The following is a 13,855-nucleotide window of genomic DNA, read 5'->3' as shown; positions in this document are numbered from 1 at the left end:
TACTTCGACCGGTTGGGCGTACCACGCCTGTCTTAACCTCAACTACTCGAACCGCCCGGTGCGGACCCGCATGCCGGGTGGTGTGGCAGGGGACCGGTCAGCTATGCTGGCCGCCCCTATGCCGATCCGCACCCTGCGGGCTGGCCTTATTTCTTGGACTTGGCGCTGACCTTGGCCGCTGGCGGGGTGGGCGAGGCGACGGCCTTGATGGCGGGCGCCGCTTCCGTCACGGCGGGGGCGGGCTCGGCGGCCGCTTCCACCTTGGCGGGGGCGGGCGCTTCGGCCACGCCGGCGGGCTTGGCTGCCTCTTCGACCACCGGCTCGGCCGCCACAGTCACCTTGGCTTCCGGTTCCACATGGGCGGCCGCTTTCGGGGCGGCAGGCTTGGCGGGGGCGGCCAGCGTCAGCGTTGGCGGCACGTCCTTGATCTGTTCCTTGGCGCTCTGGATCAGCTCGGCCTGAGCGGCCGTGGCGATGTTGAACAACTGGCGGCTGTAGGCCAGCAGGTTGTCCAGGTAGTTGGCCTGGCCCGTGCTCAGGCTGAAGAATTCGCGCGGGTCTTTCGCTTCCAGCAATTGCCTGGCGGCCGACGACGATTTCTCCACCGAGGCCTTGGTGGTGCTGATATTGAGGGCGATGACTTTCTCGGCGCTTTCCACGGCCTTGGCGGCCAGGTTGTTGATGATGTTCAACTGCGCTTCAATCTGGGATTTCGTGGCTGCGGAAAACTGTTCTGGAATCGAAAACATGGCTTCTCCTGGGACGATTAAAATGCGGGCCTGGCGCACCGGAGCGGCCTTGGCCATGAATTTATGATGCGCTGCAATAAATGCATTCTAGCGGCGATTGACGGGCTTGGAAAGTTATTTTTTCCGCTATCCATGGGATACAACAGGGCCGCGGCCATGGTTAAATTAATGCGCTGCAACAATAATCTTATCCAGGTGAAACAACATGACGATCAAGCTGAACAAGGACGTGGAGCAACGCTTGCTGGCCTCCATCCAGCGTTATTGCGCGGAAAACATGGACGAGGAGGTCGGCGAGCTCAAGGCGCGCCTGCTGCTCGATTATTGTTTGCGTGAAATCGGCCCCTCTGTCTACAATCAGGCCATCCTGGACGCGCAAAGCGCGATGCAGGAGCGCATCGCCGACATCGAGACGGTCTGCTACGAGACCGAATTTTCGTACTGGAAAAAATAAACTGGCCGGGAGCCGCCCATGGATGCGCCTTTTGATACCGTGATCCGCAACGCCAGCCTGCCCGACGGCCGGCACGGCATCGACGTGGCCATCGCCGACGGCCGCATCGCCGCCATCGCCCCGGCCCTGGCGCCGCGCGGACGGCACGAGATCGACGCCGGCGGCGACCTGCTCACGGCGCCGTTCGTGGACGCCCATTTCCACATGGACGCCACGCTCAGCTACGGCCTGCCGCGCGTGAACGCATCGGGCACGCTGCTCGAAGGCATTGCGCTGTGGGGCGAGCTGAAGCCGCAGCTGACCCAGGATGCGCTGGTGGCGCGCGCGCTGCACTATTGCGACTGGGCCGTGGCCAAGGGCTTGCTGGCCATCCGCAGCCACGTCGATATTTGCGACGACCGCCTGCTGGCCGTGGAAGCCCTGCTCGACGTCAAGCGCCAGGTGGCGCCCTACCTGGACTTGCAGCTGGTGGCCTTCCCCCAGGATGGCTTGCTGCGCAGCCCGACGGCGCTGGCCAACCTCAAGCGCGCCATCGCCATGGGCGTGGACGTGGTGGGCGGCATCCCCCATTTCGAGCGCACCATGGCCGAGGGCGCCGAATCGGTGCGCATCCTGTGTGAATTCGCGGCCGGCAAGGGCTTGCGGGTGGACATGCATTGCGACGAGTCGGACGACCCCCATTCGCGCCACATCGAAACGCTGGCCTACGAGACCAACCGGCTGGGCCTGCAAGGCCGGGTCGCCGGCTCCCATCTGACCTCCATGCATTCGATGGACAATTACTACGTGAGCAAGCTGCTGCCGCTGATCCGCGAAGCGGGCGTGGCGGCCGTGGCCAATCCGCTCATCAACATCACGCTGCAGGGCCGCCACGACAGCTATCCCAAGCGCCGTGGCATGACGCGCGTGCCGGAACTGCTGGCCGCCGGCGTGGAGGTGGCGTTCGGCCACGACTGCGTGATGGACCCGTGGTACAGCCTCGGTTCGGGCGACATGCTGGAAGTGGCCCACATGGGCTTGCACGTGGCCCAGATGACGGGCCAGCAAGCCATGCGGGCCTGCTTCGAGGCCGTCACGGCCGCGCCGGCCCGCATCCTCGGCCTGCACGGCTATGGGCTGGAGCCGGGCTGTCACGCCGACCTGGTGCTGCTGGACGCGGCCAACCCGGTGGAAGCGATCCGGTTGCGTGCGGCGCGGCGCATGGTGATGCGACGCGGCAAGGTGATCAGCACCACGCCGCGCGCCGTGGCCACGCTGGATTTGCCGGGCCGGCCCGCGCATACGGCGTTCCGCTTGCGCCCGCACGCTGGACTTGACGCTGAAAATACATGACAATCGGCTATCAAAAACCTCGCTGGGCAACCTGTTGGAGCTGTCTTGAAAGAAATCGCGATACGTCCCGCCACCCCGGCCGATTTTGACGCCATGTGGGCGGTGCACGAAGAATTGATCGCCAGTGGCGATACCTTGTATTTCCCCGAAGACATTACGCGCGAGGCGTGCCTGGCCTACTGGTTCGGCCCTGGCGTGGCCAGCCATGTGGCCATCCTGAACGGCGAACGGTTGCTGGGCATGTACCGCCTGCTGCCGGCCCAGCCGGGGCGCGGCGCCCACGTGGCCAGCGCTTTCTTCGTCGTCAGCCCGGCCGCCCAGGGCATTGGCGTGGGCAAGCTGCTGGGCGCCGATGCCTTGCGTGCGGCGCGCCAGGCCGGCTACCTGGCCGTGCAGCTCGATTTCGTCATCAGTTCCAACGTGGCGGCCGTGCTGTTGTGGAAACGCCTCGGCTTCCAGGTGGCCGGCACGCTGCCCGGCGCCTACCGCCATCCGCAACTGGGCTATGTGGACGCCTACGTCATGGTTCAGTTGCTCAACGACCGCGCCCATTGGCCCGAGTAGGATAAGACCGGCGCCATGATCGTGCTCGAGACGCCCCGCTTGCGCTTGCGCACGCTGGCCGCGGACGACGCGCCGTTCTACCTGGCGCTGGTCAACGAACCGTCGTGGCTGCGCCACATCGGCGACAAGCATATTCACTCTGTCGAGGCGGCCCGTGCCGCCATCGAGCAAGGGCCCTGCGACATGCAACGCCGCCTCGGCCATTCCCTCTACCTCGTCGAACGCAAGGACGATGGCGCCCCGCTGGGCCTGTGCGGCCTGATCAAGCGCGACAGCCTGCCCGGCGTCGATATCGGCTACGCGCTGCGGCCCGCCCACTGGGGCCAGGGCTACGCCTTCGAGGCGGCCAGCGCCGTGCTGGACTATGCGCGCGAGACGCTGCGCCTGCCCGCGCTGCTGGCCATTACCGGCCCCGACAACGTCGCCTCGAACGCGCTGCTGCGCAAGCTGGGCCTGCACTTTGTGCATTGCACGCAGCTCACGCCCGGCGTGCCCAGCAATGTGTACCGCCTGGACTTCAGCGACGACGGCTCAGTTTGATTTTTCCATGCGGAAGCGCATGATGTGCTGGGTACACATGTAAATAGCGGCGCATGAGCCTGGTCGGAGGGGCGCTTGCCATCCCGGCATGGCTGGTGCCGGGCCACCACGGGCCGCGCCGCCGCCCCACGCGCAAGGAGCAACGATGAAGCTGACGGATCTGAAAATCGGTGTTCGGCTAGGTTTGTTGGGCGTTTTCTTCTTCGCCGCGCTGCTGACGGTGGCCGGCGGCGGCTGGCGCGCGCTCAACAGCAGCAACAGCCGCGGCGCCGAGGCCATGGTCCGCGCCGACACGCTGGCCGACGCCATCGACACGGCCCGCAGCGCCCAGGTCAATTTCAAGATCCAGGTCCAGGAATGGAAGGATACGTTGTTGCGCGGCAACGACCAGGCCGCCTTCGACAAATATTCCAGGGCGTTCATCAAGAGCAGCGATGCCACGCTCGCCGAATTGCGCAAGTTGCAGGGCCTGCTGGCGAAGTTGCAATTGAGTACTCCACTGGTGGACGAGGCGATCCGCACCCACACGGAGCTGAAAGGCAAGTACCTGGAGGCGCTCAAGCAGTATGACGTGGCCAATCCCGACAGCGCGCACGTGGTCGACAAGCTGGTCAAGGGCATAGACCGGGTGCCGACCACCAAGATCAACGATATCGTCGCCTATATCGTCGGCGAGTCGCACCGGATGTCGGCGCAGATGGGGCAGGACAATGCGCGCGAATTCCGGCATGCCGTCGCCGTCATGCTGGGCACGACGCTGGCGACGCTGGTGGCCGGCGGGATCGCCCTGCGCTGGCTCTCGCGCAGCATCACGGTGCCATTGACGACGGCCGTGGCCATGGCCAGGACGGTGGCGGCGGGTGACTTGCGCAGTGCGGCGGGGGCCGCCACCCGGGATGAGATCGGCGACCTGCTGCGGGCGCTGGAGGTGATGCAATCGAACCTGGCGCGCATCGTCGGGCAGGTGCGGCAAGGCACGGCCACCATCGCGCAGACGACAGGCGAGATCGCCAGCGGCAACCTGGACTTGTCGGGCCGCACCGCGCAGCAGGCCGGCGCGCTGGAACAGACGGCCGCCTCGATGGTGCAGCTGAGCACCACCGTCAAGCAGAACAACGACAACGCGAGCGAGGCCAGCCGGCTGGCCGCAACCGCTTCCAGCATGGCGCAGCAAGGCGGCGATACCGTCGGGCAGATGGTGCGCACCATGGGCTCGATCAATGAATCGTCGCGCAAGATCGTCGACATCATCAGCGTGATCGACGGCATCGCCTTCCAGACCAACATCCTGGCCCTGAACGCGGCCGTGGAAGCGGCCCGCGCCGGTGAGCAGGGCCGCGGCTTCGCCGTGGTGGCGTCGGAAGTGCGCACGCTGGCCCAGCGCAGCGCGGCCGCCGCCAAAGAGATCAAGGAACTGATTGGCGATTCCGTGGAGCGGGTGGAGGCGGGCAGCCGCCTGGTGGGGCAGGTCGGCGCCACCATGGACGACGTGGTGGCCAGCGTGCGGCGGGTGACGGCCATGATGGGCGAGATCGCCAGCGCCAGTACCGAGCAGCGTGACGGCATCGAGCAGGTCAGCGCCGCCATCCGCCAGATGGACGATGTGACCCAGCGTAACGCGGCGCTCGTGGAGCAGGCCAGCGCCGCGGCCGACGCATTGCAGCAGCAGGCGGCCAGCCTGAACGAGGCGGTCGGCATTTTCAAGCTCAACGCGCAGGCGCCACAGGGTGTTTCCCGGCATCATCATTCTGTAGTTAAGCTACATTAACTTCCCGTTTTTCGTGTCGCTGAAATGCAACGACACTCACACTTATAGCAAGCAAGCCAGGCCATAGCAGACGTAAAACACACGGATGCGCTGAACTTTCGTTGACTCGGAATCTAGTTTTAGTACAAACTGAATTCCAGAACGTCAGTCAGAACGTTTGTTTTTCCTTGGATCCCGTGCAGTCGATGTCGTCTGCGGGCACAACTAATAAGTGATAAGTGAGTGAGGGGACTTGCATGAAGAATTCCGCCGTGAAGCGGGGCGCCGGTTCGGCACCGGCCGCCGTTGCGTTTAAACTGAGCCCGGTTGCCGCCGGCTGTGCTGTATTGCTGTCCGTGCTGGCCAGCCCCGCGACCGCGCAACAGGCGCCCGAGTCGGGTGACGGCGCCAAGCCGGTCGCATCCGTCGTCGTGTCCGGTATCCGGCGCGGCATCGAGGACGCGATTTCCGTCAAAAAAGATGCCACCTCCATCGTCGAGACGATTTCGGCGGAAGATATCGGCAAGCTGCCCGACGTCAGCATCGCCGAATCGATCGCCCGCCTGCCCGGCCTGGCCGCGCAGCGGGTGGCCGGCCGCGCCCAGACCATCAGTATCCGCGGCCTGTCGCCCGACTTCGAGACCACGCTGCTCAACGGCCGCGAACAGGTCAGCACGGGCGACAACCGCAGCGTGGAATTCGACCAGTATCCGTCCGAGCTGATGAGCGCCGTGACCGTCTACAAGACGCCCGACGCGGGCCTGATCGGCCAGGGCCTGTCGGGCACCATCGACATGCAGACCGTGCGTCCGCTGGCCTTCCCGGGCCGCAGCTTCTCGGTCAACGTGCGCGGCGAGCAGAACTCGATGGGCAAGATCGCCAATGCCAAGGATACCGGCCACCGCCTCAGCGCCACCTATATCGACCAGTTCGCCAACCGCACCGTCGGCGTGGCCATCGGCGTGGCCGACCTGGAGTCGCCCATCCTCGATCACGAGACCGGCACCTATGAGCCGTTCCAGAAGCAGCACGTAGCGGGCGTGCCCGACGGCACCTACATCACGGCCGGCGTCAAGTCGCTGGCCAAAAGCGGCACGCTGAAGCGCACCGGCGTCATGGGCGTGCTCGAGTATCGTCCGTCGCGGCAATGGACCAGTACCCTGGACGTGTTCCATTCCGACTTCAAGCAGGTCGACACCAACAACCAGTTCGAAGTCAACCTGGGCGGCTACAACGGCAGCAACAACCCGGCCGGCTTCGCCTACAACAGCACCAACATCGTCAACGGCACCCTGATGGGCGGCACCGCCACCGGCGCCTACCCGCTGGTGCGCGGCCAGTACAACAACCGCAAGGATTCCATCAACACGGCCGGCTGGGCCAACAAGTTCAACCTCGATGGCTGGTCGTTGCTGGCCGACCTGAACTACTCGGAAGCCAAGCGCGACGAAACCTACCTGGAAAACAACCTGCAGCTGCAGGCCCCGGGCGGCGGCGCGCTGAATGACCCGTTGATGACGGTGAGCTGGAATCCCGGCAACTTCGCCCAGTTGGGCGGTCAATTCAAGTACAACGATCCGACCAAGCTGCTGACAGGTAATTCGATCTACGGCTACGGCAGCACCTATTCGCCGCACCTGAAGGACACGCTGAAGGCCTTCAAGCTGATCGCCAATATCCCGTCCAGCGGCGCGCTGGAGAACTATTTCAGCGGCTACGACGTGGGCATCAACTACAGCGACCGCACCAAGACCAAGCGCCAGCCGTCGGGCCAGTTGTTCGCCACCGGCAATCCCACCATTTCCAGCGACCTGCTGTATGCGCCGGTGGACCTGGGCTTTGCCGGCAGCGGCACCGTGCCGTCGTGGAACGTGCCTGGCGTGATCGCCAAGTACTTCGACCCGATCAACTACAGCCTGGCCAACAATTCGGGCACCATCAGCCGCGCCTGGGATGTCACCGAGAAGGTTACCACCAGCTTCGTCAAGGCCAACATCGACAGCACCGTGGGCACCGTGCCGGTAAAAGGTAATGTCGGCGTGCAGGTGATCCGCACCGACCAGTCGTCAAGCTCGCTGTACGCGGACAACAACGGCGTGGCCCATCCCTACTCCGATGGCAAGACCTACACCGATGTGCTGCCCAGCGTGAACCTGGCGTTCAGCCTGGCCGATGACCAGACCATGCGCCTGGCCATGGCCAAGCAGATGGCGCGTCCGCGCGTCGACCAGCTCAACGCCGGCTTTGAATTCACGGTCGACCAGGGTACGCGCCTGCCTAGCGGCAGCGGCGGCAACACCCGGCTCGATCCATGGCGCGCCAAGGCCTTCGACCTGACCTGGGAGAAATACTTCGCCAAGAAGGGCTATGTGGCGCTGGCCGGTTTCTACAAGAAGCTCGACACCTACATCTACGATTTCTCGGAAACGCGTGACTTCTCGGCCTTCACGCCGGGCACGGTCGCCATCACCAACATGGGCCAGTACAAGACCTCGTACAACGGCAATGGCGGTTCGGTGAAGGGGGCGGAACTGTCGGCCTCGATCCCGTTCGACATGCTGTCGCCCGCGCTGGCAGGCTTTGGCATGACGGCCAGCACCACGTACACCGAGAGCGGCATCGACATCAAGGAAGTCAACGCCACGATCGGCAAGATTACGCTGCCCGGCCTGTCGCGCAACGTGTCGGACCTGACCCTGTACTACGAGAAGAACGGTTTCTCGACCCGCGTGTCCGGCCGCACCCGTACCGACTACGTGGGTGAGATCGGCAACTTCGCCGGCGACCGCGCGCTGCGCTACGTCAAGGGCGAAACCACGGTCGACTTCCAGGTAGGCTATAGCTTCAACGAAGGCACCTACAAGGGCCTGGGCGTGCTGCTGCAGGTGACCAACCTGACCGATACGCCGTATGAAACGTATGCCGACAGCAAGGACCATATGCTGGAATACGCCAAGTATGGCCGTACCGTCCTGTTCGGTGTGAACTACAAGTTCTAAGCTTGTTCAGCGGCGCCAGCCGCTGAAAAAAATAACCGCCATGTGCGCCGGCGACGATAGTGATCGTCGCTGGCCACATGGCGGTTTTTCTATTGGGCTGGCCGCCGTGCGTGGCCGGTCAGCGCAACGCCAGCACCAGCACCGAGCGGGCCGGCAGGGTCAGCGTGTCGCCCAGCGCGTAGTGCTGGCCGCTGATTACGTCGTCGCCGCCGTGCACGCCGGCCAGCATTTCCTGGAAGCGGGCCGTGGACAGCGTGGTGTCGCTGTGGTTCTTGTTGAAGGCCACCATCACCTTGTGGTCGCCGTCGTAGCGGAAGAATACATAGGTGTTCTGCTCGGGGCCGAACTGCATGGTCTTGCCGTGGTGGATCACGGGCTGGTCCTTGCGCCAGTTCAGCAGCTTTTTCAGGAACGCCTGGGCCGCCAGTTGCCTGGGCGTCAGGCCCGCGCCCGTGAAGGCGTTGACCGGGTCGCCCGCCCAGCCACCGGGGAAGTCGCGGCGGTAGGAAGCGTCGTCGCGGCGGCCGGTGCTGCTGGTCATCAGCACTTCCGTGCCCGCGTAGAACTGGGGGATGCGGGGCGCCGTCAGCACATAGGCCATGGCCATGCGGAACAGGGCGTCGTCCTCGTGCAGGTCGCTGTAGATGCGGGCCAGGTCGTGGTTGCCTTCGAACAGCACCATATTGCCCGGATTGGCGTACAGATAGTCCTGCGACAGGGTTTCATACAAGCTCGTCAGGCTGTACTGGGCGCCATCGGCGTCGTCGGAGGCCAGTGCGCGGCGCAGCGTGTCGTTGAGCGGGAAATCCATCATGCCGGGCATGTGCGACACATAGCCGTCGAAGTTGCGCTTGCCTTCCTGCCAGCGGGCCACGATGGGAATGTGCGGGCTCCATTCCTCGCCCACCAGGTTCAGCTTCGGATACTCGTGCATGATGCGGGCCGACCAGGCGCTCAGGAAGGCGTTGTCCGAATAGCTGTAGGTGTCCACCCGCAAGCCGGACAGGCCGGCGTACTCGATCCACCAGATGCTGTTTTGCATCAGATAGGTGGCCAGGTGGGGATTGGCCTGGTTCAGGTCCGGCATGGTGGCGACAAACCAGCCCTGCGTGAAGTCGCGCTTGTCGGCCTGCGAGGCGTAGGGGTCCTGCACCGCCACCCGGTGGTGTTCGGTGGGGACGAACTGGCCCTGGTGGGTGATCCAGTCGGCGCTGGGCAAGTCCTGCATCCACCAGTGGCGGTCGCCGATGTGGTTGAGCACCACGTCCTGGATCACGCCGATGCCGTGCGCGCGGGCCTGGGCCACGAAGCGGCGGTAGTCGTCATTGCTGCCGTAGCGCGGGTCGATGCGGTAGTGGTTGGTGGTGGCGTAGCCGTGGTAGGAGCCGCGCTGCATGTTCGCTTCCAGCAGCGGCGTCGGCCACAGCATGGTGTAGCCCATGTCCGCCACATAGTCGAGGTGAGCCGCCATGCCGGCCAGGTCGCCGCCGTGGCGGCCAGAGCCGTCCTGGCGGTTGGCGCGTTCCGTCATGCCGGGCGCGTCGTCATTGCCAGGGTCGCCGTTGGCGTAGCGGTCGGGCATCACTTCATAGATGGCGTCAGCGCTGCTGAAGCCGGCCCGGTTGGCGGAACCTGCGGCACGGGCCTGCAGCGCGTAGGGATAGCTGAGCACGGTCTTGCCGTGCTGGCGGAATTGCAGCATGAGCTTGCCCGGTGGTGTGTCCGGCGCGATCTCGAGGTCGATGAACAGGTAGTTGGCGTTGCTCGGGCGCACCACCTGGGCGATGCGTACGCCAGGGTAGTGCAGCGCCGGTTCCAGGTCGGCGATCCGTGGCCCGTGCACCATCAGTTCCAGTTGCCCGCTGCGCATGCCGGTCCACCAGGAGGGCGGTTCCAGGTGGTCGATGCCGTGCTGCGGGGACTGTGCCCATGCCGGCGGCGTGGACAGGGTGGCCAATGCGGCCAGCAGGATCGTGCGCTTCATCGCTATCTCCATTTGATTGGTAGGCAAACTACAGGTTGCCTCATTCTTGGTTATTTCGAAATAATAATTTAAAAACAGTGACTTAACAACGCTTTATCATCTATTTGTTGGCGCCAATTGCTTGATTTTTAGTGAAAGTACAAAATGATGACTGGGCCGTCTTGGATGATTCCTGCCGCTGCGGTCATTCACCTCGCGCTGGCCCCGTATTGCCGCGTATGCGGGCATGCTGGCGCCGTTTGGGCTGCCATTGTGGTCCGTGCCGAATGTGTTTCTGTAGTTGGATTACATCGCGTTACGCGCAGCGGTGTAGCCAAAATACAACGTCATAATGCTGCTCTATGGGGCGCCGCTGGGGAGCTGGCTGCGTATGAACGTAGTTGAATTTAACTTCGATTGACACCGAATCTAGTTTTAGTACAAAATTCTTTCTGGAACGTCAAAGAACGTTGAATTCCAAGGATCCCGTGAGATGTCAGTGGCTGCAGTAAATGGTCGGCTGGATGGTGGCGGGAAAATTATTTGGTGTCGAGTGAGGGGGCATTAGCAATGAGTAAGTTCGTAAACAAGCGCAGCAGCGCCGCATTTCAACTGAGTCCGGTCGCGGCAGGCTGTGCCCTGTTCGTGGCCGCGTTGGCACAACCTGCGTACGCGCAATCGACGGCCACGGCCGCCGAGGCCGATGCGCCACAGATGGCGACGGTGACCGTGTCGGGCATCCGCCGTGGTATCGAGGGCGCGATCTCGGTCAAGAAGGATGCCACCTCCATCGTCGAAGCCATTTCGGCTGAAGACATCGGCAAGCTGCCTGACGTCAGCATCGCCGAATCCATTTCCCGCCTGCCCGGCCTGGCTGCCCAGCGCGTGGCCGGCCGTGCCCAGGTGATCAGCGTGCGCGGCTTGTCGCCGGACTTCTCGACCACGCTGCTGAACGGCCGCGAGCAAGTGAGCACGGGCGACAACCGCTCCGTGGAATTCGACCAGTACCCATCCGAGCTGATGGCTGGCGTGACCATCTACAAAACCCCGGACGCCGGCCTGGTTGGCCAGGGCCTGTCGGGCACCATCGACATGCAGACTGTGCGTCCGCTGTCGTTCGGCAGCCGTACCGTGGCGCTGAACGCGCGCGGCGAACACAACTCGCTGGGCGGCATCGCCGGCGCCTCGGCCAACGGCAACCGCTTCAGCGCCAGCTACATCGACCAGTTCGCCAACCGCACGGTCGGTATCGCGCTGGGCTTCGCCCACCTGGAATCGCCCATCCTCGACCACGAGACGGGCATGTATGAGCCATGGAAGACCGATTCGCGTCCTGGCATTCCATCGGGCACCTACATCACCGACGGCATCAAGGCCGTGGCCACCAGCGGCACCAACAAGCGCGACGGCTTCATGGGCGTGCTGCAATACCGTCCGAACAAGCAGTGGACCAGCATCCTGGACATCTATGCTTCCGAGTTCAAGCAAGAGCAGACCAACAACCAGCTGGAAGTCAACCTGGGTAACTACAACGGCGGTTACACGCCCGGCCTGAACTACGTCAACCCTGTGTTCAACGGCAACAGCCTGGCCGGCGGCACGGCGACCGGCGTGTTCCCGCTGGTGCGCGGCATGTACAACAAGCGCAAGGATGAAATCCATGCGGCTGGCTGGAGCAACGAATTCCGCTTCAAGGATTGGTCGCTGTTCGCCGACGTGAACTACTCGCAAGCCAAACGCGACGAGCTGAGCCTGGAAAACAACCTGCAGCACAACCCGCTGCCAGGCACCCAGTTCCTCGACAGCCTGGGCCTGAAATACGCCAGCGGCGGTTTCCCGACCATCACGACCGGTCTGAACTACAGCGATCCTACCCAGCTGTACGTGCGCAACACCATCTACGGCTCGGGCTACGGCAAGGTGCCGCATGTGGAAGACGAACTGAAAGGCTTCAAGCTGGTGGCCAGCCTGCCAGTGCCGGACATGATGGAGAAGCTGTTCTCCGGCGTGGACGTGGGCGTCAACTACGCCGACCGCAGCAAGAAGCGCCGTCAGCCTGAAGGCCCGATCACGCTGGCCAACGACCAGTTCACCGTGCCGTCCAACCTGCAGTACGCACCAGTGGACCTGAGCTTCGCCGGCGTGGGCACCATCCCGGCCTGGAACGTGCCTGGCGTGGTGGCCAGCGGCATGGTGTTCCATCCGGTGGACAACCTGTCCTACCTGGTGACCAAGGCCTGGGACGTGCAGGAAAAGGTGACCACCAGCTTCGTCAAGGCCAACATCGAGGCCGACATGGGCGATGTCAGCGTGCGTGGTAACGTGGGCGTGCAGGTGCAGCGCACCAATCAGTCGTCGCAGTCGCGTTACGTGGACAATTCCACCGGCACCACCCAGATCAAGCCGGTCGACGAGGGCAAGACCTACACCGACGTGCTGCCTAGCCTGAACCTGGCGTTTGGCTTCGACCATCAGCAGACCGTGCGCTTCGGCATGGCCAAGCAACTGGCCCGCCCACGGGTGGATCAGCTGAGCTCGGCGTTCCAGATGGACTATGACAAGACCAATTTCAGGCTGACCGCCAACGGCGGCAACGCCAAGCTGGATCCATGGCGCGCCAATGCCTTCGATATTTCGTACGAGAAGTACTTCGACAAGAAGGCTTACCTGGCCGCCGCCGGTTTCTACAAGAAGCTGACCAGCTACATCTACACCCAGACCAAGGACTACGATTTCTCGTCGTTCATTCCGCCAGGTTATGTGTTCAGCAAGGAGCTGGGCGCGATCAACACCGCCACCGGCCCGTTCTCGGCGCCGTACAACGGCCAGGGCGGCACGCTGAAAGGCTTGGAGTTCTCCGGCTCGCTGCCACTGGAACTGGTGACGAAGTCGCTGGATGGCTTTGGTGTGCAGGCTAGCGCCACCTTCAGCACCAGCGACATCAAGATCGAAGATCCAAGCAGCAGCATCGGCAGCAACATTCCGCTGCCCGGCCTGTCCAAGCGCGTCACCAACCTGACCGCTTACTATGAGAAGAACGGCTTCGAAACCCGTATCAGCTCGCGCAAGCGTTCGGACTACGTGGGTGAGATCAGCAACTTCGCCAACTCGCGTACGCTGCGTTATGTGGTGGGTGACAACGTGGTTGACTTCCAGGTTGGCTACACCTTCAACGAAGGCACCTACAAGGGCCTGGGCCTGCTGCTGCAGGTCAACAACCTGACCAACGCGGCCTACGAGACCTACACCGGCACCCGTAACCAGCAGCTGGAATACCAGAAGTATGGCCGTACCATCCTGATGGGCGCGAACTACAAGTTCTAAGCCAATCTGGCGGCGTCAGCCGGCACGGAAAAACCTCGTCATGCAAGTGGCGAGGTTTTTTTTTGGTGCGCCCAGCATGGGCGCACTCCTGTGGGTGCAAGTCCCGCCGCGAGCTGACCACAGTGAGCGAAGTGAAGCGCAACTGCGGAAGGGTAACTGACTGTGGGAAGGAAGCGTGGAGCA

The 13,855-nt window shown here is 63.5% G+C and carries 9 protein-coding genes; 7 read left to right on the top strand and 2 right to left on the bottom strand.

What is annotated here, in order from left to right; all coding sequences use genetic code 11:
- Positions 1 to 146: 146 nt before the first annotated feature.
- Positions 147 to 749 (bottom strand): phasin family protein, encoded by a 603-nt coding sequence (locus H3H36_RS26020; RefSeq protein ID WP_182220937.1) that lies wholly within the window; start codon positions 747 to 749, stop codon positions 147 to 149.
- A gap of 205 nt (positions 750 to 954) precedes the next feature.
- Here H3H36_RS26020 and H3H36_RS26015 point away from each other — a divergent pair, with 205 nt between their 5' ends.
- From H3H36_RS26015 to H3H36_RS25990, 6 genes are all read left to right on the top strand, one after another.
- Entirely contained in the window at positions 955 to 1,203 is a 249-nt protein-coding gene (locus tag H3H36_RS26015) for a DUF2164 domain-containing protein (protein ID WP_182163305.1), read from the top strand.
- A gap of 18 nt (positions 1,204 to 1,221) precedes the next feature.
- Positions 1,222 to 2,535 (top strand): amidohydrolase family protein, encoded by a 1,314-nt coding sequence (locus H3H36_RS26010; protein ID WP_182220936.1) that lies wholly within the window; start codon positions 1,222 to 1,224, stop codon positions 2,533 to 2,535.
- Positions 2,536 to 2,580: 45 nt separating this feature from the next.
- Complete coding sequence (locus H3H36_RS26005; protein WP_182220935.1) at positions 2,581 to 3,099, top strand: GNAT family N-acetyltransferase; 519 nt, start codon at positions 2,581 to 2,583, stop codon at positions 3,097 to 3,099.
- Between the two features lie 15 nt (positions 3,100 to 3,114).
- The gene (locus H3H36_RS26000; protein WP_182220934.1) at positions 3,115 to 3,639 is read left to right on the top strand and encodes a GNAT family N-acetyltransferase; all 525 of its coding nucleotides are present in this window, start codon (positions 3,115 to 3,117) and stop codon (positions 3,637 to 3,639) included.
- 145 nt (positions 3,640 to 3,784) lie between these two features.
- Entirely contained in the window at positions 3,785 to 5,407 is a 1,623-nt protein-coding gene (locus tag H3H36_RS25995; RefSeq protein ID WP_182220933.1) for a methyl-accepting chemotaxis protein, read from the top strand.
- A 236-nt stretch (positions 5,408 to 5,643) separates the two neighbouring features.
- A complete protein-coding gene (locus H3H36_RS25990; RefSeq protein ID WP_182220932.1) occupies positions 5,644 to 8,385 on the top strand; it encodes a TonB-dependent receptor in 2,742 nt (913 codons plus the stop codon).
- A gap of 118 nt (positions 8,386 to 8,503) precedes the next feature.
- Here H3H36_RS25990 and H3H36_RS25985 read toward each other — a convergent pair whose 3' ends face one another.
- Entirely contained in the window at positions 8,504 to 10,369 is a 1,866-nt protein-coding gene (locus H3H36_RS25985; RefSeq protein WP_182220931.1) for a glycoside hydrolase family 13 protein, read from the bottom strand.
- Between the two features lie 549 nt (positions 10,370 to 10,918).
- Between H3H36_RS25985 and H3H36_RS25980 the strand changes: the two genes are divergently transcribed.
- Entirely contained in the window at positions 10,919 to 13,672 is a 2,754-nt protein-coding gene (locus H3H36_RS25980; protein WP_182220930.1) for a TonB-dependent receptor, read from the top strand.
- Positions 13,673 to 13,855 lie beyond the last annotated feature (183 nt).

Origin of the sequence: Rugamonas fusca, from assembly GCF_014042365.1 — a bacterium.
Lineage (GTDB): Bacteria > Pseudomonadota > Gammaproteobacteria > Burkholderiales > Burkholderiaceae_D > Rugamonas > Rugamonas fusca.
This window is presented reverse-complemented; position numbering and strand designations above follow the sequence as displayed.

Excerpts from the sequence above, each read along its gene's own strand:
- H3H36_RS26010 (WP_182220936.1), top strand. The coding sequence starts at position 1,222 with ATGGATGCGCCTTTTGATACCGTGATCCGCAACGCCAGCCTGCCCGAC.
- H3H36_RS26015 (WP_182163305.1), top strand. The coding sequence starts at position 955 with ATGACGATCAAGCTGAACAAGGACGTGGAGCAACGCTTGCTGGCCTCC.
- H3H36_RS25985 (WP_182220931.1), bottom strand. The coding sequence starts at position 10,369 with ATGAAGCGCACGATCCTGCTGGCCGCATTGGCCACCCTGTCCACGCCG.
- H3H36_RS25990 (WP_182220932.1), top strand. The coding sequence starts at position 5,644 with ATGAAGAATTCCGCCGTGAAGCGGGGCGCCGGTTCGGCACCGGCCGCC.
- H3H36_RS25980 (WP_182220930.1), top strand. The coding sequence starts at position 10,919 with ATGAGTAAGTTCGTAAACAAGCGCAGCAGCGCCGCATTTCAACTGAGT.
- H3H36_RS26000 (WP_182220934.1), top strand. The coding sequence starts at position 3,115 with ATGATCGTGCTCGAGACGCCCCGCTTGCGCTTGCGCACGCTGGCCGCG.
- H3H36_RS26020 (WP_182220937.1), bottom strand. The coding sequence starts at position 749 with ATGTTTTCGATTCCAGAACAGTTTTCCGCAGCCACGAAATCCCAGATT.
- H3H36_RS25995 (WP_182220933.1), top strand. The coding sequence starts at position 3,785 with ATGAAGCTGACGGATCTGAAAATCGGTGTTCGGCTAGGTTTGTTGGGC.